Source organism: Streptosporangium sp. NPDC050855 (assembly GCF_044456585.1).
In the GTDB taxonomy this organism is placed as follows: Bacteria; Actinomycetota; Actinomycetes; order Streptosporangiales; family Streptosporangiaceae; genus Streptosporangium; species Streptosporangium longisporum.
This window is the reverse complement of sequence record NZ_JBITFY010000004.1, coordinates 349,187-373,496: the sequence shown is the minus strand read 5'-3', so window position 1 is coordinate 373,496 and position 24,310 is coordinate 349,187. Positions and strand designations below refer to the sequence as shown.

Annotated in this window: 17 protein-coding genes; 9 read left to right on the top strand and 8 right to left on the bottom strand. The window is 73.8% G+C overall.

Translation table 11 applies throughout. The features are described from left to right. Positions 1–90 precede the first annotated feature (90 nt). From ACIBCT_RS12400 to ACIBCT_RS12390, 3 genes are all read right to left on the bottom strand, one after another. On the bottom strand, positions 91–1,668 hold the full coding sequence (locus tag ACIBCT_RS12400) for a protein kinase (protein ID WP_399187698.1): 1,578 nt from the start codon (positions 1,666–1,668) through the stop codon (positions 91–93). Positions 1,669–1,943: 275 nt separating this feature from the next. After that, positions 1,944–2,798: an arylamine N-acetyltransferase gene (locus ACIBCT_RS12395; RefSeq protein ID WP_399187696.1), complete on the bottom strand. Its 855-nt coding sequence runs from the start codon at positions 2,796–2,798 to the stop codon at positions 1,944–1,946. A 102-nt stretch (positions 2,799–2,900) separates the two neighbouring features. Beyond that, on the bottom strand, positions 2,901–3,422 hold the full coding sequence (locus tag ACIBCT_RS12390) for an SSI family serine proteinase inhibitor (protein ID WP_399187694.1): 522 nt from the start codon (positions 3,420–3,422) through the stop codon (positions 2,901–2,903). Positions 3,423–3,665: 243 nt separating this feature from the next. Here ACIBCT_RS12390 and ACIBCT_RS12385 point away from each other — a divergent pair, with 243 nt between their 5' ends. Beyond that, complete coding sequence (locus ACIBCT_RS12385) at positions 3,666–4,355, top strand: response regulator transcription factor (RefSeq protein ID WP_399187692.1); 690 nt, start codon at positions 3,666–3,668, stop codon at positions 4,353–4,355. A 248-nt stretch (positions 4,356–4,603) separates the two neighbouring features. Further along, a complete protein-coding gene (locus ACIBCT_RS12380) occupies positions 4,604–8,449 on the top strand; it encodes a DUF4153 domain-containing protein (protein WP_399187690.1) in 3,846 nt (1,281 codons plus the stop codon). Between the two features lie 146 nt (positions 8,450–8,595). On the opposite strand, the gene ACIBCT_RS12375 is transcribed toward ACIBCT_RS12380, so the two are convergent. Next, complete coding sequence (locus ACIBCT_RS12375; RefSeq protein WP_399187688.1) at positions 8,596–10,290, bottom strand: glycosyl hydrolase family 8; 1,695 nt, start codon at positions 10,288–10,290, stop codon at positions 8,596–8,598. A 239-nt stretch (positions 10,291–10,529) separates the two neighbouring features. Between ACIBCT_RS12375 and ACIBCT_RS12370 the strand changes: the two genes are divergently transcribed. The 4 genes from ACIBCT_RS12370 to ACIBCT_RS12355 all read left to right on the top strand — a co-directional run bounded on the left by ACIBCT_RS12370 (position 10,530) and on the right by ACIBCT_RS12355 (position 15,013). Beyond that, a complete protein-coding gene (locus ACIBCT_RS12370) occupies positions 10,530–12,053 on the top strand; it encodes an amidohydrolase family protein (protein WP_399187686.1) in 1,524 nt (507 codons plus the stop codon). A gap of 178 nt (positions 12,054–12,231) precedes the next feature. Beyond that, positions 12,232–13,341, top strand: coding sequence for an alanine racemase (locus ACIBCT_RS12365; RefSeq protein WP_399187684.1), 1,110 nt, complete (start codon positions 12,232–12,234; stop codon positions 13,339–13,341). A gap of 43 nt (positions 13,342–13,384) precedes the next feature. Next, a complete protein-coding gene (locus tag ACIBCT_RS12360) occupies positions 13,385–13,771 on the top strand; it encodes a Rid family detoxifying hydrolase (protein ID WP_399187681.1) in 387 nt (128 codons plus the stop codon). A 30-nt stretch (positions 13,772–13,801) separates the two neighbouring features. Then, positions 13,802–15,013 (top strand): hypothetical protein, encoded by a 1,212-nt coding sequence (locus ACIBCT_RS12355; RefSeq protein ID WP_399187679.1) that lies wholly within the window; start codon positions 13,802–13,804, stop codon positions 15,011–15,013. A gap of 50 nt (positions 15,014–15,063) precedes the next feature. On the opposite strand, the gene ACIBCT_RS12350 is transcribed toward ACIBCT_RS12355, so the two are convergent. Then, entirely contained in the window at positions 15,064–15,618 is a 555-nt protein-coding gene (locus ACIBCT_RS12350) for a TetR/AcrR family transcriptional regulator (RefSeq protein ID WP_399187677.1), read from the bottom strand. Between the two features lie 86 nt (positions 15,619–15,704). On the opposite strand from ACIBCT_RS12350, the gene ACIBCT_RS12345 reads away from it, so the two are divergent. After that, positions 15,705–16,490, top strand: coding sequence for an alpha/beta fold hydrolase (locus ACIBCT_RS12345; protein ID WP_399187675.1), 786 nt, complete (start codon positions 15,705–15,707; stop codon positions 16,488–16,490). Here ACIBCT_RS12345 and ACIBCT_RS12340 read toward each other — a convergent pair. Next, the gene (locus tag ACIBCT_RS12340; protein ID WP_399187673.1) at positions 16,442–17,062 is read right to left on the bottom strand and encodes a LysE family translocator; all 621 of its coding nucleotides are present in this window, start codon (positions 17,060–17,062) and stop codon (positions 16,442–16,444) included. The two genes, ACIBCT_RS12345 and ACIBCT_RS12340, sit on opposite strands and share 49 nt — an antisense overlap. A gap of 113 nt (positions 17,063–17,175) precedes the next feature. On the opposite strand from ACIBCT_RS12340, the gene ACIBCT_RS12335 reads away from it, so the two are divergent. Continuing rightward, positions 17,176–20,064, top strand: a complete 2,889-nt coding sequence (locus tag ACIBCT_RS12335; RefSeq protein WP_399187671.1) for an AAA family ATPase — start codon at positions 17,176–17,178, stop codon at positions 20,062–20,064. Between the two features lie 151 nt (positions 20,065–20,215). Here the strand turns inward: ACIBCT_RS12335 and ACIBCT_RS12330 are convergent, their stop codons facing one another. Next, a complete protein-coding gene (locus ACIBCT_RS12330; protein ID WP_344888907.1) occupies positions 20,216–20,617 on the bottom strand; it encodes a response regulator in 402 nt (133 codons plus the stop codon). A gap of 501 nt (positions 20,618–21,118) precedes the next feature. Here ACIBCT_RS12330 and ACIBCT_RS12325 point away from each other — a divergent pair. Beyond that, positions 21,119–22,327 (top strand): Cmx/CmrA family chloramphenicol efflux MFS transporter, encoded by a 1,209-nt coding sequence (locus ACIBCT_RS12325; RefSeq protein WP_399187669.1) that lies wholly within the window; start codon positions 21,119–21,121, stop codon positions 22,325–22,327. A 79-nt stretch (positions 22,328–22,406) separates the two neighbouring features. On the opposite strand, the gene ACIBCT_RS12320 is transcribed toward ACIBCT_RS12325, so the two are convergent. After that, positions 22,407–23,615 carry a serine hydrolase domain-containing protein gene (locus ACIBCT_RS12320; RefSeq protein ID WP_399187667.1) on the bottom strand — a complete coding sequence of 403 codons (1,209 nt, stop codon included), beginning with the start codon at positions 23,613–23,615 and terminating at the stop codon, positions 22,407–22,409. Between the last annotated feature and the right edge of the window lie 695 nt (positions 23,616–24,310).

The following is a 24,310-nucleotide window of genomic DNA, read 5'->3' as shown; positions in this document are numbered from 1 at the left end:
GCGCGCCCTCGGCTCCGGCGACCCCCGGTCCCGGCGCGGAAGCCTGCCCACCGGCGTGCCTGCCCTGGGGTCGGGGGAGGTCTGGATGGTTCATTCGCCAGCTTTCTGCTTGTTCAACGCGTTCGCGATCCATGTCGCGGCGGTGTGGGCGCCGGCCTGGATCGCCGGTCCGTCCTTGCTGCCGTCGACCACGCTGTAGCCGACGTCGAGAACGAGGTTGTCCACGCGTACGACCACGTAGCTCTGCTCCAGTCTGCCGGTCTTCCGGTTCTCGTAGACGTCGTAGCCGAAGGACTCGTCCCCGACGGGCTTCACCGTCCTGGGCGCGGTGGAGCGGGAGGAGCGCAGGCCGGCCTGGATCTCCGGCCAGCTCCAGGCGTTCTCCCCGCTGGGGATGACACCGTTGCGCCGGTTCACGAACAGCTCGTGGGCCTGGCGGGGGCTCTTGCCCCACTGCTTGTCCCCGGACAGGCGCACCTCCAGCCCGGCCCCGGAGGTCGGCCACTGGCATCCCCCGTCGTTGGTGGGCTTGCCCTCGGCCGGAGCGGGCAGCAGCCGGCCGGCCATGGCCGCGGGGATGAGCGCGCAGACGTCCACCGGTGTGGCGAAGACTCCGGGACTCTCGCTGAGCCCGACCTTCTTCTCCCCGGCGGCCGTGGAGTCCGAGGCGAACAGGAACGTCACGCCGAAGGTGATCCCGACGACCGCCGCGACCGCCGCCACCTCGGCGGCGGCCCACAGCACCGCGCGCCTCCGGCTCCGCCCGTCCGGCGGTACGACGCCGCCGTGCGCGTACGACGGCGCGGGCGCGGGACGGTCCGGGACGTGCGGCAGGGCGACGGCCGTGCGCCCGGAGGCCAGCTCGGCCAGGGAACGGGCGACCGCGTCGAAGGACGGCCGGGCCTCGGGCACCGGGTCGAGCATGAGCATCAGCAGCGGGCCCAGCGGGCCCGCCCGCTCGGGCGGCCTGGGCGGTTCGGTGAGCACCCGGCCGATCGCCGCGATCGGGCTCTCCGCCGGGTGCGGGGGCGTCCCCTCGACGGCGAAGTAGAGGGTGGCGCCGAGGGACCACAGGTCGGAGGCCGGGCCGCCGCGCTCGCCGCGGAGCCGTTCGGGCGCGATGTAGTTGGGCGAGCCGACCAGGTGGTCGGTACGGCTGGAGGTGCCCTCGCCCTCGACCACCGCGACGCCGAAGTCGGTGAGGACGGCCTTGCCCGTCCTGGTCAGGAAGACGTTGCCCGGCTTGACGTCACGATGGACCACCCCGGCGGCGTGGGCGGCACCCAGCGCGCTGACGATGCCGACCCCGATCCTGGCCACCTGGTGGACGGGGAGCGGGCTGCGGTCGCGGACGGTCTGCTCCAGCGACGCGCCCGAGAGCAGCTCCATGACGAGCCAGGGGCGGTCCTGCTCGATGACCACGTCGTGGACGGTCACGATCGAGGGATGCTTGAGCCGGGCGGCGAGGTTGGCCTCGCGGAGCGCCGCGGCACAGACCTCCTGCCGCCCGGCGGCGTCGAGGCCGGGCGGGATCCGTACCTCCTTCACCGCCACGTCGCGGCCGAGCGTCTCGTCGGCGGCGAGCCAGACCGTGCCCGCCCCGCCCTCGCCGAGGGGGTTGAGCAGCCGGTAGCGGCCTGCCAGCACTTGAGTGTCGATCCTGCTCACCCCGTTCGCCATCCCATCGCGGACAGCAACATAGTCACTTAGTGGCACATGAACCAACGAACTGGGACTTCGCCGTCGTATTCGTTTCCGGCCCCTGCCCTCATGGGACAGGGGAATCCTCGCAAAGACCCGGAAGAGGCGACGAGGCGGCCACCGGATCCCGCGACCGGAGCGGGACGGCCCGGAGAACGGGGGGCAGCCGCGGCCGGAGCGGGACGGCCCGGGGAACGGGGTCGGCCGCGGTCGGCCCAGGGCGGCCCGGGGAGGGGGAAGGATCAGCCGCGGTCCGCCGCCCACTTCTCGTGGGCGGTCCACAGGCGCCGCCACAGCGCGGCGCGTTCGGCCGGGGTGACGTCGGTCAGGGGGAGCGCGAAGACGTCGGCCAGCACCTCGAAGTAGTCGCGCTCGGTCTCCGCGGTGAGGCCGTGCTCCCGGTCGCCCACCCGGGTGAGGACGAGGCCGCGCAGGATGTCGGCGCCTCCGGCGTCGCGTCGTGCGACCGTGGCCACGCGGACGAACCCCGACTCCGGGGAGGTGGACAGGAACTCGTGCGTCCCGGCGAACTCCGGCATCCGCGCGGGTGCGGTACGGAAGTCCATGCCGGCGAAGGAACCGCGCGGGTCGTGGTCGAACCGCCATCCGCCGGGCTCCGCCTCCGAGGGACGCAGGCCGTAGGTGAAGGGCCCCTGCCGGTAGGTGCCCGCGACGAGCGGCAGGGGGGCGTGCAGCCCGTCGCCCATTCCCAGGTCGACCAGCCACTCGCCACCGGGATTCTGCGGATCGGGCAGACCGGACACCGTGAGCACCAGATGGTTGCCGGTCGCCCCCGCCTGGTCCTCGGGGCGGCGTCCCTGGACCCCGCCGACGTGCCTGGTCACCCGGTAGCCCAGTTCCCGAAGCACCCCGGAGAAGGCGCCGTTCAGGTGGTAGCAGTAACCGCCCCTGCCCCGGACGATCCGGGCCGCCGACTCCGCGGGATCCACCGTGGTGGAGCGTCCGAGCCAGATCTCCAGGCATTCGTACGGCACGCGTTCGGCGTGGGCCCGGTGGAGCAGGTGCAGTGACTCCACGCTCGGGGGGCCGTCCACCCGGGCGCCGATCCTGCGGAGGTATGCGGGAACATCGATCACCCTGACACGGTAGCTCCGCCCGCGGGCGGGTCCCCGTCGCGGTCCTCGTCCGGAACGGGCCGGGCCGGAGGGCCGGGCTGGAGGGCCGGGCGGAGGTCGCGGTCAGAAGACGGCGATGTCTCCGAGCGAGCTCCGCAGCAGGCAGTTGTTGCTGAAGGTCTGGGAGGACACGTAGAACCGGCCGTCCCAGATGCCGCCCGCCGATATCGTGACCGGGTCGTAGATCAACGGGCAGAACGCCTTCGTCGACGGCTTGATCTTCCCCACGTCGCCGTTCACGCGGATCAGGGCCGCACACGCGTTCTGTGACTTCGGGTGCGTTCCTCCCCTGATCGGCGTGCACTGCAGCACCACGACCCGGGTGGTCGGCGAGATGGTCGCTCCCTGGTTGATGGAGAGCACGACCGCCCGGCCCAGGACGAGGCCGGTGGACCCGCCCCGCCGCTCCGCCGGATCCGAGGGGCCCGACGGGCCCGCCGGACGCGAAGGCCCCGACGGGTCCGGCACCCGCGCCATGACCGGCGTCCCCGGCGACGGCCCGCCGTCCGGACCGGCGTTCGCGGGCGACACCCCGAGGGTGGCCATCCAGCCGGTGAGGGCTGCAAGGCAGACGATATGCCTCATGAATGGCCCCATCGTTATCATCCCCAGATCACATGAAGTTCGGTGTTCCCAGCCTGACCTGCCGTGATCCGGTCACCAAGCGACGGTTTTCAGGCATCGGTCAAGATTTTCACCGGTCGGTAAAATCCGTCACGACCGGCACGGGGGGTGTCCGGGCATGGCGGCGCCGACGGCCGGGCCGTGCGCGAAACCTTCACAATTCCCCCCAGGTCTTCTGCACCGCCGCGGTCTACGCTGCCGAGCATGGCAACCCCTCAGCAACGACGCGTCCTCGTGGTCGAGGACGACGAGACGATCGCGCGGGCCGTACGTCACCGGCTGGCCGCCGAGGGCTTCGACGTGCAGATCGCCGGGGACGGGGAGGCGGCGCTGGCCGCCTACGCGAGGACCGGGCCCGACGTGGTGGTGCTGGACCGCCTGCTGCCCGGTCTCGACGGCCTGGAGGTGTGCCGGCGGATGCAGGCGGCCAGGCCGGTGCCGGTGCTCATGCTCACCGCGCTGGGGGAGGAGACCGACCTGCTCGTGGGGCTCGGGGTCGGGGCCGACGACTACATGGCCAAACCGTTCAGCATGCGCGAGCTGGTCGCCCGGGTGCACGCCCTGCTGCGCCGGGTCGAGCGGGCCTCACAGCTCGCCGTGGACGACACGGTCATCCGCGTCGCCGACGTCGAGATCGACACCGCCGAGCGCCGGGTCTACGTGCGGGGCACCGAGGCCCAGCTGACCAGGACCGAGTTCGACCTGCTCTGCCGCATGGCCGAACGCCCCGGGCAGGTCTTCGAGAGGGAACGCCTGCTGACCGACATCTGGGGCTTCTCCGAGGCCGCGGCCACCCGCACGGTCGACAGCCACGTCCGGGCCCTGCGCCGCAAGCTGGGGCCCGGCATCGTCCGTACCGTCCACGGTGTCGGCTACGCCCTCGTCAAGCCGTGACCGCGCGGCACGGGCCGGGCCGCGGGTGAGCGCCCGCGCGCTCCGGCGGCGTCCCGAGCGCGGCCGATGGCGTCCAGAACGCGGCAGGCGGCGTCCCGCGGGCGGCCGACGGCGTCCGGAGCGCGACCGGCGGCGTGGGCACGTCCGGCGTCCTGGGCCGGTGCCCGCGAACGGGCGAGAACCGATCGTCCCCGTCGTCACTCGAACCCATGTACACCCATCACTTCGACATCGGGATGCGCCGACCAGTGAGACCCCTCGACTTCCTCGGCCGGATCAAGGCGAAGCTCGGCATGGTGATCCTGCTGGCCGTGGTGGCGGCGTTCGTCGTCAACGAGGTCGGCATCAACGCCGGATACTCGCGCGACGTGCGCGTCGCGGTGGCCGCGGTGTTCGCGCTGATCATGGTGCAGCTGCTCGCGCGGGGAATGACCAAGCCGCTGCGCGAGATGGCCGCCGCCGCGCAGACCATCGCCAAGGGCCGGTACGGCCTGCGCGTCACCGCCACCTCCCGTGACGAGGTGGGCGAGCTGGCCCGCGCCTTCAACGCGATGGCCGCCGACCTGGGCGAGGTGGACCGGCAGCGCCGGGAGCTGGTGGCCAACGTCAGCCACGAGCTCCGCACGCCGATCACCGCGCTCCGGGCCGTACTGGAGAACGTGGTGGACGGGGTCTCCGATCCCGATCCCGTCACCCTGGGCACGGCGCTCGCGCAGACCGAGCGGCTCGGGCGGCTGGTCGCCCAGCTGCTGGACCTGTCGCGGCTGGAGTCCGGCGCCCGCCTGATCGAGCGCGAGGACGTCGAGCTGCGCCCGCTGTGCGAGCAGGCCCTGCGCGAGGCCGTACTGGCCAGGGAGGGCGTCACGGCCCGCTGCGAGGTCCCCGAGGGGCTGAGCCTGCGCGCCGACCCCGACCTGCTCGCGCAGGTCCTCGCGAACCTGCTGGACAACGCGGTACGGCACAGTCCCGCCGGTGGGGTGGTGGTCCTGGCGGCGGCGGCCTCCGGGGACGGTGTCCGGCTGCGGGTGAGCGACCAGGGCCCCGGTATCGCGGCCGAGGACCGGACGCGGGCGTTCGAGCGCTTCTCGCGGCTGGACGCCGGACGGGCCGCCGACGACGGCGGCGCCGGGCTGGGTCTGGCCATCACCAAGGAGATCGTCGAGCTGCACGGCGGCTCCATTCGCGTCGAGGACGGTGTCGGCTGCCACGTGGTGACCGACCTCCCGGAAAGGATCGAGATGACCTCCCCGTCTTCCCCGGCCCAGGGCTCGCCCGCTCACGGCCCCGTCGGCGCCGGGGTCTCGGCCCGGGTGCCCTCCACCGGGGAGCCTCCGGCCCGGGAGGCCCCGTCGCGCACCTCCCGCGCATTGGAGCCGACCGCCTCGGAGTCGCTCGTCGTGGAACCGTCCGTGCCGGAACCGGCCGCCCCGGAGTCGGCCGTCGTGGAGTCGCTCGTCGTGAAGTCGCCCGCCTCGGAGGCTGCCGTCGCGGAGGCGGGGGAGGGGAGGCCGGGGCAGGTGGCCGGGGGCGCCGGTCCCCTCGCGCCCGTTCTTCCGGGCCGGGGTCCCGCGGACGGCACGCCCCCGGGCGGACCTCCGGAGCCGGACGGCCCACCCGTTCCGTTCGGGTCGTCCGGGCTTCCCGAATCGTCCGGAACGGCCGGTTCCGCCGGATCCCGTGGTCCGGACGGACCGGCTACGTCCGGTGACCCGGGCACGGCGGGCTCATCGGGTTCGTCGGGCGGCTCCGGCTCCGGTTCCGGTGAGCCGGGCGGCCCTGGTGGCTCGGATGGGCCGGGCGGCCCTGGTGGCTCGGATGGGCCGAGTGGTTCGGGTGGCTCGGCCGGTCCGGGTGCCCCGGCTGCCCCGGTTGGTCCGGCTGGTCCGGCTGGTCCGGGTGGCCCGAGTGGCCCGGACGGGTCCGGTGGTTCGGGAGGGGCGGACGAGGGGGACGAACCGGCTCGGCCGACGGCGTCCCCGGCGTCGCCGTCGCCGTCACCGTCGAGAGTCCCGCCGTACCCCCCGCAGCCGGTCCTGGTCCGGAGCGGGGACGCGCGTCCGCAACAGGTCGTGGTGCGGAACTGGGCGGGGGCGTTCCTCGGGGTCTTCCTCGGTGGTGTCGCGGGAGGGCTCTGCGCCATGGTCGTCGGTATCGCCATGTCGGGGATCGACTCGATGCTCGGGATGATGGCCGCCGCCGTCCTGTTCGTGGGCGGCGGGTTCGTCGGTACGGTCCTCGGCGCCACCACCTCCTTCAACGACCCCCTCGCCGTCCATGAGCGGCTTCCGGACAGGCACCAGGTCCAAGGGGCCGTGGCAAGGCGGGTCCCGGCCGGACAGGGCGCGACGGGGCCCGTGAGCGGGAGCACGAGCGCCGCGGGCGCCGCGGTCGCGGGAGCGGGGGCCGCGGGCGCGTCGGGAGGCACGACCCCGGGAACCACGAGCCCCGGAACCACGAATCCCGGAACCACGACGCCCGGGACCCCGTACCCGAGGGGCACGAGCCAGGCGGGCACGAGCCAGGCGGGCGCGAACCCGGGGACCGCGGGCGTGACGGTCCCCGCCCGGACGCAGGCGGGGGTCCCGGGCGGGCGCGGGGCGGGAGGCTACGAGGCGCCGCCCATCCTGCCCCGGCCGGATCTGCCGGACACGCCCCGCTGGGTGCTCCCGGCGTCGGCCGCCGTCGGCCTGCTCGCCGCGGTCGCGGTGCCGTACAGCAGGGCCGGGCTGGGGCTCGTGCTGGTGGCCGTCGCCATGGGGGCGGCGGTGTTCCCCGCGGTGCGCCGGCGGATCACCCCCTGGTCGGTGGCGCTGGCGGCGATCGCCTACGGCCTGGTCGTCACGGTGCTGTTCAGGGACGCGGACTGGCTGGTCGGCGTGGTGTCGCTGGCCGGGTTCCTGACGGCCGCGCTCGCCCTGTCGGGAGCCGGTCGCGGCTGGTTCGGGGTGCTCAGGGGCGGCGCGTCGGTGATCCTGGGACTGCTGCCGGTGCCGTGGTTCCTCGGTCCCCGGCTGAGGGCGCTCGCGGCCCGCGGGCGGGTGATGCCCCTGCTGGTCGGGGGCGGGCTGACCGTCGTGCTGCTGGTGGTGTTCGGGGCGCTGTTCGCCTCGGCGGACGCGGTCTTCGCCGAGGCCGTCGAGCGGGTGCTGAGCGTGCAGGACTGGGCGGAGTCCATGCCGCTGCGGATCGTGCTGTTCGTGGTCTTCGCGGCCACGGTGGCCTCGGCGGTGCTGGTCGGCCTGCGGCCCGTGGCCGAGCCGCGCACGCCGGGTTTCAAGGTCGCGGCCGGCCGCATCCTGTGGGTGCTCCCGCTGACCGCGCTCAACCTGCTGTTCGCCACGTTCGTGGGGATGCAGCTGACCGTGCTGTTCGGCAGCACCCGATGGGTGGTCTCCGCCACCGGCCTGACCTACGCCGAGTACGCGCGCTCGGGGTTCTTCCAGCTCGTCGTGGTGAGCGTGTTCGTGCTGGCGATCGTGGCGGTCGCCTCGGGGGCGCTGGAGCTGAAGGGCTTCGACCGGTGGCTGATGGCCGGTCTGCTCGGGCTGCTGTGCGTGCTGACCCTGGTCGTCCTGGTCTCCGCGCTGCACCGCCTGGGCCTGTACGCCGACGCCTACGGCCTCTCCCGGCTGCGGGCCTCGGTGGCCGCGACGGTGTGGTGGCTGGGCGGGGTCTTCGCCCTGGTCCTCGCCGCGGGGGCGGCCCGGCTCGTCGGGCGCGGGCAGGCGTACTGGCTGCCCAGGACCCTCGTGGTGATGACCAGCGTCTCGCTGCTCGCGTTCGCGCTGTGGAACCCCGACCTGCGGGTCGCGGAGACCCAGATCGCCGTACGCGGCCCGGCCGGGGTGGACCTGGACTACCTGGGCGACCTCGGGGCGGAGGCGGTGCCCGCGCTGGACCGGCTGCCCGAACCGGCCCGCAGCTGCGTTCTGCGGGACGTCGTGGCCGCCAACGACCTGGCCGGGCCCGACCCCTGGAACGGCTGGAACCTGGCGCGGGGGCAGGCGAGGGAGCTGCTGGCGAGCAGACCGGTGCTCGAAGGCGTCGTGTGCCCGCAGACCGTCTCCCGGTCGGACATCCCCTCCCAGTACTGACCGCCGCGCGGACGCGGCCCGTCCGAGAGGACGCGGCCCGTCCAAGAGGACGCGGCCCGTTCGGTTCGAGGAGACGCGGCCCGTTCGAAAGGACGCGGCCCCCGCCCGGGAGGCGGGGGCCGCGTCCGCGCGGGGGCGGGTGCAGGTCAGGGGACCCAGTGGTTGCCGGTCACGGTGATCATGACCTGGAGCTGGATGCTGGTCGAGTAGTAGTCGCTCGCGGTGAACGGGGTGTTGACCATCTTGGTCCACAGCGCGTCCAGCCACGCCTGGCTGCCCGGGTCGGTCATCGCCGCCACCGCGAACGGGGCGAAGTAGGCCGGCTCGCTGCCGCCGGAGATCTGGGTGCCGTTGAGCGAGTAGCCGATCGCGATGTTGTCCGGGTTCCCGCCGGTCTTGCCCTTGATCCAGGTGTTCAGCTTGCGCGCGGCCGCCAGCGACCTGGAATCACCGCTGGTCACCGCGTCGTTGCCGATCCGCCACGGGTCGCGGCAGGCGTTCCACCAGTACCGGCCGTCGTTGGCGTCCTCCAGCACCTGCCCGGGGGCGGGCCTGGGGGTGGTGTCGGTGTCGACCACGAAGTCCGCCAGCAGGCCGGTGTTCGGGGCGTGGGCGGCCTGCTGGGAGGCGATCAGGTTCTGGTGGTTGACGCGGACGGTGTCCCAGGTCGTGTCGCCGGTGGCCTTCCGGAACGCCCGGAAGTGGTCGATCATCCAGTCCGACGAGCGGCTGATCCAGTAGTACCGGTCGCCCGCGCTGCTCCAGTCGCCCAGCTTCATCAGCTTGGTGGTCGGGTTGACCTCACCGGCCTTGATGGCGTTGATGTGGTCGATCGCGAGCTTCCTGTAGTCGTACGTGCCCGAGCTGCCCCACTGCCGGTCGGCCAGGAGCAGGCCGTAGGCGACGTCGAGGTCGCCGTCGGTGGCCGAGTCGCCGCCGTTGACGCTCTGGCAGGCGGCGTTCTGCTCGGCGGCGAGCAGGCCGGGGGTGATCGACGACGGGTGGGCCAGCACGTACTTCACCAGGCCGTCGAAGATCTTCTTCGCGTCGGGGTCGGCGCCGGCCATCGTGGCGGTGATCACCATGCCGTAGCCCTGCGCCTCGGCCACGTAGGGGTGGTCGGCGTCGGGGGAGATGATCTGGTACCAGCCGTTGCCGCAGTTCTGCCTGACGAAGGCGGCCTTCCAGGCCCGGTAGTAGTCGATCACCTTCTGGTCGAGCGCGGCCACCGGGCCGCTCGGGCGCAGCGTCCCGGCCGCGTACGGGATCCTGTGGGAGCCGAACGGCACGGCCGGGCCGCCGGGGGGCGGGGTGACCGTCGGCGTCGGGGTGGCGCCGCCCCGGGTGCCGTAGACCTCCATCTCGTACAGCGAGTAGCCGTAGGGGGTCCCGCGGGACAGGCCGTACATCCGCACGTAGCGGCCGGTGCCCGAGAGCGTCAGGTCGTCGGTGCCGCCGTTGCCGGTCGTGGTCGCGTAGACCTGCGTCCAGGCCGAGCCGTCGGGGGAGACCTCGATCCGGTACGAGGTGGCGTAGGCGGCCTCCCAGAGCAGCCTGACCCTGGAGACGGTGGCGGAGGCGCCCAGGTCGACGCGGAGCCACTCGGGGTCGTGGCCCTCGGCGGAGGCCCAGCGGGTGCCGGTGGAGCCGTCGAAGGCGGCGGCGGGGAGCAGCGTGCCGTCCTCGTTCGAGGACGAGGTGGCCGGGCGTCCCTGGGAGAGCAGGGAGTCGGCGGCGAAGCCGGGCGGGGCCACCAGGACGAAGATCGACGCGATCAGCGCCGAGGCCAGGGCCAGGATGAGGACGGTCGAGGGGTGTCGGAGACGCGGTCTCGCATGCACAGGGGGTGCCCTCTCTTCGATCATCTAGTTAGGAAAGGTTCCTAACTAGTGGAAGATGCCACCATTCCTACCATCCCTCGTCAAGCGGTGGAAGATCCGTGTTCCCGGGTGAGGCGGGCGCGACCGGCCCCGGGGACGGGCACGACCTGGTCCGCGGGCGGGGACGGACGGTCCGGGAGACCGGCGGGTAACGGGGCGTTCCGCTGTGCCGGGCACCCCGCGGATGATTGAATCCGGGCATGTCGTTCGACGTGTTGATCAGCGGTGGCCTGGTGCTGGACGGCACCGGGGCCCCTGCCCACCGGGCCGACGTCGGCGTCACCGGGGGCCGGATCGCCGCCGTGGGCCGCCTGGACGGCGCCGAGGCCGCGACCACGGTCGACGCCGCCGGACGCCACGTGATGCCCGGCCTGGTCGACTGCCACGTCCACGGCGACGCCCTCGTCCTCGACCCGGACGTGCAGCTCGCCGCGCTCCGGCAGGGGGTGACCACGTTCGTGCTCGGCCAGGACGGGCTCTCCTACGCGCCGTGCACCACCCCGGAGACCTTCGCCTACGTCACCCGGTACTTCGCCGCGATCAACGGTTCCCACCCGCTGGCCGACGGGCCGCTCGGCGTGGCGGAGCTGCTCGCGGGCTACGACCGGGCCACCGCGCTGAACACCGCCTACCTGCTGCCGCACGGCACGATCCGGCACGACGTGATGGGCGCGGCCGAACGCGCCGCCTCGGCCGGGGAGCTGACCGCCATGCTGGCCCGCGTCGAGCGCGGCCTGTCCGAGGGGGCCGTCGGGCTCTCCACCGGCCTGGAGTACGCCCCGGGCCGCTACGCCGACGCCGCCGAGATCGCCGCCCTGTGCGCCCCGCTGGACCACCTGCCGTACGTGACGCACATGCGCGGGTACGGCGCGTCGGCCCCGGAGGGGATGGCCGAGGTGGCCGACATCGCCCGGCGCTCGGGCGCGGCCGTGCACGTCTCGCACTACCACGGCCCGGCCGCCACGCTGCTGCCGCTGGTCGACGAGGCCCGGCTGCGCGGGCTGGACGTCACCTTCGACACCTACCCCTACCTGCGCGGCAGCACGATCCTGGCGATGGTCGCGCTGCCCGGGTGGGTCCCCGCCGCCGACACGGACCGCGCGCTGGAGATGCTCCAGACCCGGCCGGTCGAGTGGGACGAGACGCTCTGGCCCAGGATCACCTTCTCGCACGTGCCCGGCGCCGAGTGGGCCGAGGGGCTGACCCTGTCCGAGGCCGCCTCCGGGGCCGGGCTGGAGCCGGGGGAGTTCTGCCGCAGGATCCTGATCGACACCCGGCTGGAGGCCGGGTGCGTGGTGGCCCGTCCCGACGAGGGCGCGGGCGGCGAGGAGTCGGTCCGCGCGATCCTGCGCCACCCGGCCCACACCGGCGGCTCCGACGGCATCTACGTGGGCGGCCACCCGCACCCCCGCGCGTACGGGGCGTTCGCCCGGATGCTCGGCCACCACGTGCGCGAGACCGGCGACTGGACTTTGGAGCAGGCGGCCGTCCACCTCGCCTCGCACCCGGCCCGGCGCTTCGGCCTCGAGGGCCGCGGGCTCGTCCGTCCCGGCCAGGTCGCCGACCTGGTCGTCCTGGACGCCGGGGCGGTCGCCGACCTGGCCACCTACGCGGCCCCGCGCGCCCTGGCGGCGGGGGTCGGCGACGTCCTCGTCTCCGGGGTGCCGGTCCTGGCCGGAGGGCTGCTCACCGGAGCGACCCCGGGCAGGGCGCTGCGTCCCTGAGACGCGCCCGCGGCGGCGCCCGGCCGCCGATGAGACGTGCGTGAGACTCGTCCCCGAAGGGGGCGCCGTGAGGATAGGGTCCTCAGGGCGAACGAGGGGGACGTGATCTCCCATGCCCGGACATCGGCGGCCGATCGGCCACCGGGATCCCGGGGCGAGCACAGGGAGGGGCGGGGACGTGAAGGGGATCGTGGACCCCGGCAGGGCCGTGGGGACGTCGCTGTTCGGCGGGGCGTTCACCTTCCCCGTGATGGTGGCCCGGCGGAGCGCGCTGGAGCACAACATCGCCACCCTCGCCACCTTCACCCGCCAGTACGGGATGATCTTCGCCCCGCACGCCAAGACCACCATGTCGCCCGAGCTGATCGAGGCGCAGCTGGAGGCGGGCGCGTGGGGCATGACGGTCGCCACCCCCAGCCAGGCGCTCACCCTGCGCGAGTTCGGCGTCCCCAGGATCGTGCTGGCCAACCAGGTCTTCGACCCGGCCGGTCTCGACGCCCTGGCCGCAGAGCTCACCGCGGACGAGACGTTCGAGTTCCTGTGCTTCGTCGACTCGACGGCCGGGGTCGAGACGCTCTCCCGGCACGCCGGGACCAGGCCGTTCCGGGTGCTGGCCGAGCTGGGCCACCCGGGCGGGCGGGGCGGCAGCCGCACCCTGGAGCACCTGCTGGAGGTCGCCTCGGCGGCACAGGCGGCCGACGGGGTGGAGCTCGCGGGCGTCGCCGGGTACGAGGGCTCGCTGGGTTCGGCCGGGGAGGTCCGGGCCTACCTGCACCGGCTGCTGGAGGCGCTGGAGCACCTGCGGGTCCGCGACCCGATCCTGTCGGTGGGCGGCAGCCAGTGGTTCGACGTGATCGGCCGCGAGCTCGTCACCTGCCCGGCCAAGGTCATGCTGCGCAGCGGCGCCTACGTCTCCCACGACGACGGCTACTACCGCGAGCGCACCCCGTACACCCGGATGGACGGGGAGCTGCGCGCGGCGCTGGAGATCTGGGCGCACGTGCTGAGCGTTCCCGAACCCGGCCTGGCCGTGGTCGGGTTCGGCAAGCGGGACGCGCCCTTCGACGAGGGCCTGCCGATCCCGCGCGGGGCCGTCGCGGACGCGACCGTGCTCAAGGTCCAGGACCAGCACGCGGTCCTGCGGCTCGCGCCGGGCTCGCCGGTCAGGCCGGGCGACCTGGTGTCGTTCGGCATCTCCCACCCGTGCACCGCCTTCGACAAGTGGCGGGTCATGCCCGTGGTCGACGACGACCACGTCGTCGTCGGCCTGCTGAACACCTTTTTCTGATTCCCGATGTCCCGTCCTTCCCATCGTTGAGGAGTGTTGTGAGATGAGCGCCAAGCAGGAACTGCGGACCGACGAGGGAGCCGCGCCGGTGGGGGCCTATTCGCAGGGCCTGGTGGTCGGCGACTTCGTCTACACCTCGGGCATGGGGCCGCTGAGCCCCGAGACCGGCGAGGTCGTCGGCACCGACGTGGCCGAGCAGACCCACCAGGTGATGCGGAACCTCGGCGCCATCCTCGCCGCGCACGGGCTCGGCTTCGACGACGTGGTGAAGGCGACCGTGCACCTGCAGCACCTCAAGCGTGACTTCGCCGCCTACAACGAGGCGTACAAGTCCTACTTCACCCGCCCCTACCCGGTGCGCACGACCGTCGGCTCGGAGCTGATGGACATCCTCGTCGAGATCGACTTCGTGGCCCACCGGCCGCGCTAGGGTCCGATCGGTTCCAGGGAGGGCGACGGCTTGGACAGCTCGCTATACGTCTACGTCGAGGACGTACGCGGGGAGGGCATGGAGGCGGTCCTCGACCGGATCACCGGGTACGGGGTGCGGGGGGTGACCGTGGCCGCGGCCTACCACCGCGCCCGCGACGTCACCCCGCACGGCCGCGCCCGGGTGACGGTCCGCAGGGACGGCGCGCACTTCGTACCGCCGGCCGACCTGTTCGACGAGCTGCGGCTGGTCCCGCCGCTCCAGGACGGGGCCGCCGACGAGCCGCTGGCCGCGCTCCGCGAGGCCACCGCCGAGCGCGGGCTGGCGTTGCACGGCTGGACCGTCTTCCTGCAGAACACCACGCTCGGCCTGGCCGAACCCGACGTGACCGTGCGCAACTGCTTCGGCGACCGCGGCTCGCCCGCGGACCTGTGCCCCTCCCACCCGGACGTGCGCCTGTACGCGGTGGCGCTGGGCCGGGCCGTGGCCAGGCAGGGCGTCGACAGCGTGGTGGCCGAGGCGCTGCACTTCGGCACCTTCGGCCACGGCTACCACCACGAGCGCAGCTTCGTCCCGCTCGGGCCGATGGACACGTTCCTGCTCGGCCTGTGCTTCTGCGGTTTCTGCATGCGCCGCGCCGCCGACCTGGGCGTCAACGCCGAGGTGGCGCGGGAGGAGTGCTCCAGGATCGTGGGCGCGGTGCTCGACGGCGCCCCGCCCGCGCAGGGCGAGGTGACCCGCGCGGCGCTGACCGCGTACGCGGGCCCCGAGGTGGTCGCCTACGCGCGGGCCCGCTCGGAGACGGTGACCTCGCTGGTCTCCGACGTCTCCACCGCCGTCACCGCGGAGGGCTCGCGGCTGGTCTTCCTGGACGCCACCGGCGCGGTCAAGGGCTACAACGACGGCCTGCCCTCCTCCGGGCTGGCGGCGCACGACTCCTGGCAGCTCGGCGTCGACCTGGTCGCCCTGGGCGACCTGGTGCCCTCGCTCGGCGTGCTCGCCTACGCCCGCGACGCGGGCAGGGTGGCCGAGGACGTGGTCGCCTACCGCCGCTCGACCGGCAAGGACAGGGAACTGCGGGCCGTGCTGCGTCCCGGCCTCCCCGACACCGACTCGGCGGAACGGCTCGCCGCCAAGGTCCGCGCCGTACGGGCGGCGGGCGCCGACGCGGTCGACTTCTACGCGTACGGGCTGATGCCCTACCCGATCCTGGACCGCATCCCGGGCGCGCTGTCCGCCTGACCGGGCCCTGCCCTTCCGGGAGTCGTCCTTCGTGGGCGGTCCGTCCGGCCTCAGCGGGTGGCCGAGCCGTCCAGGACGGCGCTCACGACCTGGGCGGGGAAACCCTCGCCGAGGGGCAGGCCCCGGAAGATCGCGCGCAACCAGACCGCCCCGGCGAGCAGGTCCATGATCAGCATGGGGTCGGCGGTGGCGGACAGCTCGCCGCGCCGCCGCGCGCGCTCGAAGACCGCGGCCTCCCGCGCGAACCGGTCGGCGAAGAACCGCCGGGACGCCTCGGCCAGCTCGGGGTGGTGGACGGCCGCGCCGAGGGCGGCCACCGCGACGTCGGAGGCCGGGGGACGGGTCAGAAGGGCGACCATCCCCTCGACCAGGGCTTCGAGGTCCCCCCTGAGGGCGCCGGTGTCGGGCGGCTCCAGGGCGAGCAGGTCGGCCTCGACCAGCGCGGCGGCCAGCAGCGCCGCCTTGGACGGCCACCACCGGTAGATCGTCGTCTTGTTGACCCCGGACCGCTCGGCCACCCCCTCGACCGTCAGGCCCTCGTACCCCCTGGCGGCGAGGAGTTCGAGGGTCGCCCGGAAGATCTGCCGTTCGCTGCGCGGTGCCATGCGCCCACCATAGCAACGCAACGGTGCGTTGTGTTCTAATCGAGGTCTCCGGAGCCCCCGAGCCCCGGAGACCTTGGAGGTCCGCCATGTCCCTTGTGCTCCCCATCGTTCTCGTCCACGGCGTCCGGGTCAGCGCGACCATGTGGGACCCGGTCATCTCCCGCCTGGACCGCCCTACGACGGCGCCCGACCTGCCCGGCCACGGCACCCGCAGGGGTGAGCCGTTCACGATGGACGCGGCCGTCTCGGCGGTCGCCGACGCCGTGGACGCGGTGGGCGGCCGCGCCCTGGTGGCCGGTCTCTCGCTCGGCGGATACGTCGGCATCGCCGCCGCCGGACGTCTCCCGGAACGGGTGGCCGGGCTGGTCGCCATGGGGTGCACGGCCCGGAACCCGGCCACGGCCCGCCTCTACCGGTTCGCCGCCTCGCTCGCCGCCCGCGACCCGGCCCTGGCCGACCGGCTCGGGGCGCTCGCGCTCCGCCGTCTCCTGCCCGGCCCGGCCGGGGAGGCGGCGGTGGCGGGAGGGCTCTCCAGCGAGGTGCTGCCCCAGGTCGTCGACGCGGTCTCCGGCCACGACCAGCTCGCGGCGCTGGCCTCGTACCCGGGACGCGTGTGGCTGGTCAACGGCGCCAGGGATCCGTTCCGGTCGCAGGAGCGCGACTTCCTCCGCGCCTGCCGCGACGGGCGGCTGATCCTGATCCCCCGGCGGGGACACCTCGGCGTCCTGGTCGCCCCCGGCCCGCTGGCCCGCCTGCTGGGCGACCTGTGCGACCAGGTCGACCGGTGCGGGCGGGACCCGCATGCCCTGACCGGGCCGTCCCGTCAGGTGGAGCGGCCCGACAGCGCGGTCGCGACCCCCAGCCCCAGGTAGACGACCCCGCTGAGGTTGCCGAGCACGCCCGACCTGGCCCTCAGCCGTCTGCCGAGGGCGTCCGCGCTCAGGGCGTAGATCAGGTCGGAGAGCAGTCCCAGCAGCAGCAGGGTCCCGCCCAGGACGGCGATCTGCAACGGCACCGCGCCCGCCTCGGGGTCCACGAACTGCGGGAGGAAGGCCAGGAAGAAGAGGATGACCTTGGGGTTGAGCACGTTGACGACGACGCCCTCGAGGAAGACCGACCGCAGCGGCTGCGGCACGGCCTGTCCGGCCGCGAGCTCCTGCCTCCTCGTCAGCGCCCGGACGCCCAGGTAGACCAGGTAGGCCACACCGGCCCACTTGATCACGTTGAACAGGGTGGCGGACTGCGCGATCACGTACGACAGACCGGCCGCCGCGGCCGCGATGTGCACCATCGTGCCCACCTCCACGCCGAACGCGCTGGCCACGCCCGCGGCCCGGCCCTGCGAGACCGCGCGGGTGATGATGTAGATGTGGTTCGGGCCCGGTATCAGCACCAGGGCGAGGGACGCCAGCGCGAAGATCAGTAATGTGGACGGGGAGATCATGCCTCGACCCTAGGACCGCGCGGCCTGCCAGGGTCAGGACCAATGCGCGGGCGCTTCAGCGGACCAATCGGCCCGGCCCGTCCTCGGGTGACGCCGCCGGTGGGGGTCGGTGAGTGCCGGAGCAGCATGGGATACTCGCCGACGTGGGGTGGCGGAGCGGGCGGAGCGCGCTGATCGGCAGATCGAGGGAGCTCGATCGGCTGACCGAGGTGCTCGACGCCGCCGCCGCCGGACAGGCCGGGGTCGCCCTGCTGGGCGGCGACGCGGGCATCGGCAAGACCAGAATGATCGCCGAGCTGGCGGAGCGGGCCGCCTCGGCCGGATTCGCCGTGCTCATCGGGCAGTGCGCCGAACTCGGCGACGTCCTGCCGTACCTTCCGCTGGCCGACGCCCTGCGCTCGGCGCGCGGGGAGCTCCGCGCGGCGCTCGACGCGCGGCCGGTCCTGGGCAGGCTGCTGCCGGGAGGCACCGACCCCGGCATGGAGAGCACCTCCGGCCTGACCCAGCAGCAGCTCTTCGGCTCGGTGCTCGGTTTCCTGTCCGCGCAACCCGTGCTGCTGGTCCTGGAGGACCTGCACTGGGCCGACCAGTCCACCCGCGACCTGCTGGTCTTCCTCAGCCGGATGCTGCAGACCGAGCGCGTCTGCCTCGTCGGCACCTACCGCACCGACGACCTGCACCGGCGCCATCCGCTGCGCCGGGTCCTCGCCGAGCTCAACCGCCTGCCCTCGGTGACGTCGGTGGAGCTGGGGCCCCTCGACCGGCACGAGATGACCGACTACCTCGCCGCGCTGGGCGGCACCGACCCCCGCGTGATGGGCGAGGTCGTCGACCGGGCCGAGGGCAACCCGTTCTACGCCGAGGAACTGCTGGAGGCCGCCTCCGACGGCTCCTCGATGACCGAAGGCCTGGCCGGTCTGCTGCTCTCCCGGACCGAGCTGCTCTCCGACCCGGCGCAGCAGGTGCTCCGCGGCGCGGCCGTCGCGGGCCGCCGGGCCGACCACGACCTGCTCCAGCGGGCCTCCGGCCTGGAGGACCTGGCCTTCGAGGAGGCCATGCGGGAGATCGTCTCGCGCGGCCTGCTCCAGCCCGACGGGGACTACGGCTACGCCTTCCGGCACGCGCTCCTGCAGGAGGCCGTCTACAACGACCTGCTGCCCGGCGAGCGGACCAGGATGCACGGGGAGTTCGCCCGCCTGCTGACGGCCCGGGGAGGGTCCGCGGCCGAGCTCGCCCACCACTACCTGGCCGGGCACGACCTGCCCGAGGCGCTGGCCGCGTCCGTGGAGGCCGGGCGCAGGGCCGAGCGGCTGGGCGCTCCCGCCGAGGCGCACCGCCACTTCGACCGGGCGCTCGGCCTGTGGGACCGGGTGCCGGACGCCGAGGACCGGGCCGGGATCGACCACGTGAGCCTGGCGGTCCGCAGCGCCACCGCAGCGGCCGACAGCGGGGACAACCACCGGGCGATCTCTCAGCTGCGGCGGCTCCCGCCCTCCGCCGAGATCAACGAGCGGCTGTCGTACATCCTCACCGACCTCGACGACGAGCAGGGCGCGATCGCCGCCGCGCACGCCGCCGTCGAGGCGGCCCCCGACGGGCCGGTGCTCGCCCGCGCGCTCGCCACCTATGCCCGTTCCCTGCAGTGGAGCGAGCGGCACGACGAGGTCGAGGCCATGGCCGGCCGTGCCCTGGAGACGGCCCGCGCGAGCGGCGCCGCCGACGCCGAGACCAGCGCGCTGATCACGCTCGCCGCGCTGGCCGCCCTCGCCGACGACATCCCCCGGGCCAAGGAACTGCTCGCCTGCGCCACCGCCGAGAGCTCCGGCAACCTCGCCGTCGACCTGCGGGCCATCTTCACCCAGGCCCGGGTCCAGTACGAGAACGGCGACCTCGCCGAGGCCGCGGTCAGCGCCGACCGGGGGCTGCGGCTGGCCTACGACAGCGGGCTCAAGTGGAGCACCTTCGGCACCGACCTGCGCTTCCTGCGCCTGCTCGTCCACTACGTCGCCGGGGAGTGGGAGGCGGCCGAGAAGGTCGCCTCGGGGTTCGCCGTCCGCGTCGGCACCCCGGCCGAGGCGCTCCTGTCGTCCTTCGCGCTCTTCGTCGAGGTCGCCAGGGGCCTGCCCGTCGTCGAGGAGCGCCTGTCGTGGCTGGAGCCCTTCTGTCAGAGGGACCCCCTGGTGAACGCCATGACCCGCGGCCTGGCCGCCGAGCACGCCCTGTGGCACGGCGAGGCCGAGGTCGCCCTCGAACACGCCCGCGCGGCGATCGAGGGCCTTCCGGTCAACGACCCCGCCGCGATCCGCCTCAGCAGCACCGCCCTGTGGGCCCTGGCCGAGCTGGGACGTCCCGGCGAGGCCGACGCCTTCCTGGAACGGGCCAGGACGCCCGCGGCCATCGGCCCCGGGTCCGTCCGCCGGGGGCCGCTCGGGCCCGAAGGGCTGGCCTGGCTGGCCAGGGCCGAGGCCGAGTGGCACCGCGCGCGCGGCCGCCTCGACGTCGCGGCGTGGCGCGCGGTGGTCGAGGCGTTCGACTTCGGGTTCGTCTACGAGGTCGCGCGCTCGCGCCATCGGCTGGCCGAGGCGCTGCTCGCCGCCGGGGACCGCGCCGGGGCGCAGCAGGAGTGGGGGCTCGCGGTCGAGGCCGCCGCGTCCCTGCGCGCGGAACCGCTCGGCGCGGCCCTGGCCGAGCTGGGCCGCAGGGCGCGCTTCTCCGCGCCGCCGTCCACGGTCGGCGAGGAGCCGGTCCCGGTCTCCGCGAGATCGGCCCCTGCGCGACCGGTCCCTGCGCGATCGGCCCCCGGGCGGGCGGCGCCGCTCACCGCCCGCGAGCGGGAGGTGCTCGCCCTGGTGGCCGAGGGGCTGCCCAACCGCGAGATCGGCGAGAGGCTGTTCATCGCGCAGAAGACGGTCAGCGTGCACGTCTCCAACATCCTGTCGAAGCTGGGCGTCGCCTCCCGCACCCAGGCCGCGGCCGTGGCCCATCGGGACGACCTTCTCTGACGGGGGGAGGACGCGGTGGCCCGCCGAGACGGGGGGGAGGACGCGGTGGCCCGCCGCCATGTCACGACATGTCGGTAAGTGCTCCGGCGTGCGGCCGGAAGCGTCCCGGCGTCGGCGTGCGGCCGGAGGCGTTCCCGTGTGGCGCGGAGGGTCAGGAGCCGTTCCGGCCGCTGCGCGCGGTCAGGGCCAGCTCCCGTACGACCTGGATCAGCTCGGCCGGGTCGAAGGGTTTCGTGAGGTAGGCGTCCACCCCGATGCCGAGGCCCCGCCGCTTGTCATCCTCCTGCGCCCGCGCGGTGATCAGGACCACCTTGATGTGGCCGGTCCCCTCGCCGCTCCGCAGCCTGGTGGCGGTCATCCAGCCGTCCAGCCTGGGCATCATGACGTCCAGCGTGATGACGTCGGGCATCACGTCCAGCACCCGGTCCAGGCAGTCCTGCCCGTCGGAGGCCGTGTCGACCTGGAACCCCTCCAGGGTCAGGTTGACCGCGATGAGCTGCCGGATGACGTCGTCGTCATCCACTACCAACACCCTGCCCAGAACCTCTCCCACGGGCGTGAGGCTAACCGCTCCGCCGCGTCCCCGCGCGGGTTTCCGCGGATGTCCACGTACCCGTACCGCAGGAGGAAGGAGACCCGTCCCGTCCGTCCGGTCCTCCCGTTCGGCTCTCCCGCCCGCCCGTCCCGGGTAGGGCGTGCCGCACCGCTCGGCGGGCCCGCGGTCAAACGGGTGGACACGCCGTTCCCGGGCTTGCTAGCTTGCGCCTGTGTCCAGCCCCGAGGCGTCAAGACTCTAGCCACCGGTCGTCCGGTGGCCGCCCACGTCGTCGCGTCGAAGCACCGTGGCCGATGAGGCCGCGGTCGTCGCCGTCCGCGACCACCGCCACCGGATCACCGTAGAGCGGGCCGTGTCCGACCTGGACCGTGCGTCACCTCCGTGACGCCGGCGGGTCCTTCTGCGCGGTGACCGCGCCCCGATCGGACGTTCCTTCTCCGGTACGGGCGCGGTCCCGTTCTCTCTCACCGATCCACCATGTGGCTGTGGAGTCCTGTCATGCCATTCGTCGTCCATCTGCTCGGACTGGCGGTCTTCGCCCAGGGAACGTCCGAGTTCATGCTGTCCGGCCTGGTGCCGGACATCGCACGGGACATGCACGTGTCCATCCCCGCGGCGGGGTCGCTGACCTCGGCGTTCGCGGTGGGGATGGTCGTCGGCGCGCCGCTGATGGCCGTCCTGAGCCTGCGCCGGTCGCGACGTCGCTCGCTTCTGACCTTCCTGATCACCTTCCTGCTCGTCCACGTCCTCGGCGCGGTCACCACCGACTTCGGGGTGCTGCTGGCCACGCGCGTCATCGGGGCGCTGGCCGGCGCGGGGTTCCTGGCGGTGGCCCTGGCGACCGCGACCGGTATGGTCGCGCCCGGCGCCAAGGGCCGCGCCACCTCCGTCCTGCTCGGTGGCATCACCCTCGCCTGCGTCGTGGGCGTTCCCGCCGGTGCGCTGCTCGGCCAGCTGTGGGGATGGCGCTCGGCGTTCTGGGCGGTGGCCGCCGTGTCGGTGCCGGCCGTCATCGCGATCCTGCGGGCCGTCCCGGCCGGCGCCCCCGACCCCGCCCACGTGAGCGTACGCGGGGAGCTGCGCTCGCTGCGCGATCGGCGGTTCCTGGTGACCCTGCTCCTGGGGGCCCTCGTGAACGGCGCGACGTTCTGCACCTTCACCTACCTCGCGCCGCTGGTCACCGTCGTCAGCGAGATCGAGCCCGCCTGGGTGCCCGCCGTGCTGGCGCTCTTCGGCCTGGGGTCGTTCCTCGGCGTCACCGTCGGCGGCCGCGTCGCCGACGTGCGACCCGTGCTGCTCCTGGCGGCCGGCGGGCCGGCCCTGCTCATCGGCTGGGTGGTGTTCGCGGTGACCGCCGGGAACCCGGTGACGACGGTTCCGCTCGTCCTCGTCCAGGGGACCCTGGCGTTCGCCGTCGGATCGACGCTGATCTCACAGGCGCTCTACGCGGCGGCCGGGGCGCCGACCCTGGCCGGAGGGTTCGCCACGGCCGCGTTCAACGTGGGCGCCGCGATCGGTCCCTGGCTCGGCGGGATCCCCATCGGCGCGGGACTCGGGTACCGCTCGCCGCTCTGGGTCAGCGCGCTGATGGTGGCCCTCGCGCTCGTCGTCGCCGGTGCGGCCCGGGGGATCCGGCGCGGGACGGCGAATCCTCCCGGGGATCCCGTTCACGGGGATTCCGCTCACGGGGATTCCGTGGTGACGTAGCCGCCCGCGCCGCATCGTACGGTGCGGAGAAGGTCTTCCGTGCGGAAGGCCGGAGAGCGCCCCGCGCGGCCTCTCCGGCCTACGCGGGGTTCCCGGGTCTTCCGGCCGGTCCGTTCCCGCCGATGCCCCCGGCCTTCTCAGTGTCCTCAGTGTCCTCAGTGTCCTCGGTGTCCTCGGTGTTCTTGATGTTTTCGGCCTGCCCGGCCTGCCCGGCCTGCCCGGCCTGCCCGGCCTGCCCGGCCTGCCCGGCCTGCCCGGCCTGCCCGGCCTGCCCGGTCTCCCCGGTCCCTCCGGTGTGCCCGGCTGCACCGGCCTCCTCGGTGAGCTTCGCCAGCATGACGAATCCGGGACGGTCCACCGAGATCGCGGTCGCGGAGAGGACGACGACTCCGGTTCCGGCCGCCCGGTCGATTCCGATCCACGTACGGAACCCTCCCGTGCCGCCGTTGTGCCAGGTGACGAAACGTCCCTTCGTTTCGAGGACGACCCATGCCGCGCCGATACTTACCGCCCGTCCGGCGAACGTCGTCACGGGATCGAGGGCGGTGATGCCGGGAGCGCTGCCGTCCAGCAGGGCGGAGGTCAGCGTGGCCATGTCCTCGATCGACGCCCGGATCCCGCCCGCGGGCCCCAGCGCCTCTCCCGTCCAGGGCTGCTGTTCCCGGCCCGACCTGGTCCTGCCGGTGATCGCACCGGGTCGCAGCTCGTCCGGGGCCGAGGGGACGTAGAACACGCCGAGTCCCAGTGGCTCGGCGATCCGCTCGTTCACGAGCTCCCGGTAGGTCGTACCGGCCGCGCGCGCGATCGCGTGACCGAGCAACTCGAACCCGAGGTTGGAGTACCGGGGGCGCGGTCTCCCGACCTGTACCTCCCGGGCCTGGGCGAGGAGCTCGTCGAGGTCCTCGCCGTAGGGGTTCGTACCGTGCCTCCACAGGGAGAAGGTCCGCCGCCACGGCTTGGCGGACGCGGGCAACCTCGGCAGGCCCGACCGATGCGTGCTTAGCGACGCCAGCGTCACGCCCGCCGCGGGAACGTCTCCGAGGGGCAGGAAGTCACCGAGGGTCGATTCCGGGCCGATCTCCCCGCGGTCGAGCGCGTCGGCGTAGAGCAGGCCGGTCACCCCCTTGGAGATGGAGCCGATCTCGAAGTCCGCGCCGAGGGGGGCGCCCAGGCTCGTCACTCTCGTGCCGCCGGGGGAGACGGCGGCGGCGGCCACCACCGGGTGACGCTCACCGACCGCGTCACGGAGCCTTGCCGCGAGCTCCTCGTCGCCGTACGGGCCCGTCATGACCCGGCACCGTACGAGCGGTGAGCGGCGCCCCGATGAGCGGTGTGACCGGTGCCCCGGCGAGTGGCGCCCGCCCGCTCGAGCTCCTCCCGGAGCCGCACCGTCGTCACCGGTTCACCTCGGAAGGCGATGGTCGTCGTATCTGGCGTGGGTGTCATCCGCCGCGCACCGTTCATATGTCAACTCTAGTTGACGTAGTGGCCCGTGAGCAACCACGGCCGCCGGTCCCGGGGTGAACATCCCGGTCGGAGGCCCGTTCCGGTTATCCACAGAACCACATTCGGCTTCTTGGGGATCAGCGTCTCCCGCGCATCCTGGGACCTCGATCCTTCATCGAGCCCAGGAGGCCGTGCGTGATCACGAAATTCGCCACCGTCACCATCCTCTCGGCCGCCCTGGCAGGGGGCCCGCAGATCCCCGCGCCGCACCTCCCCGCGGCCGTCTGCGACATCTGGGTCAGCCTCTTCCTCCCGTTCCTCCGGGCCGCCCCGCCGGGGGCCGTCCACCGGCTGCCGGAGGAGACACGCGCCGCCCTCGCCCTGGCCTGTGGATCCACCTCGCCCGATCTTCCCGCCCTGTCCGCCTCTCCGGCCGTGAACGGCCACCGACCGACGGCCCTGTCGGCTCGGGGAGGTGAGCAGCCGCCGGTCGCCACGCAACCGGAAGGCCGCCGGCCGGGGGAGTTCTCGCCCGAG

Excerpts from the sequence above, each read along its gene's own strand:
- ACIBCT_RS12385 (WP_399187692.1), top strand. The coding sequence starts at position 3,666 with ATGGCAACCCCTCAGCAACGACGCGTCCTCGTGGTCGAGGACGACGAG.
- ACIBCT_RS12350 (WP_399187677.1), bottom strand. The coding sequence starts at position 15,618 with ATGGCACCGCGCAGCGAACGGCAGATCTTCCGGGCGACCCTCGAACTC.
- ACIBCT_RS12345 (WP_399187675.1), top strand. The coding sequence starts at position 15,705 with ATGTCCCTTGTGCTCCCCATCGTTCTCGTCCACGGCGTCCGGGTCAGC.
- ACIBCT_RS12320 (WP_399187667.1), bottom strand. The coding sequence starts at position 23,615 with ATGACGGGCCCGTACGGCGACGAGGAGCTCGCGGCAAGGCTCCGTGAC.
- ACIBCT_RS12360 (WP_399187681.1), top strand. The coding sequence starts at position 13,385 with ATGAGCGCCAAGCAGGAACTGCGGACCGACGAGGGAGCCGCGCCGGTG.
- ACIBCT_RS12370 (WP_399187686.1), top strand. The coding sequence starts at position 10,530 with ATGTCGTTCGACGTGTTGATCAGCGGTGGCCTGGTGCTGGACGGCACC.
- ACIBCT_RS12340 (WP_399187673.1), bottom strand. The coding sequence starts at position 17,062 with ATGATCTCCCCGTCCACATTACTGATCTTCGCGCTGGCGTCCCTCGCC.
- ACIBCT_RS12390 (WP_399187694.1), bottom strand. The coding sequence starts at position 3,422 with ATGAGGCATATCGTCTGCCTTGCAGCCCTCACCGGCTGGATGGCCACC.
- ACIBCT_RS12325 (WP_399187669.1), top strand. The coding sequence starts at position 21,119 with ATGCCATTCGTCGTCCATCTGCTCGGACTGGCGGTCTTCGCCCAGGGA.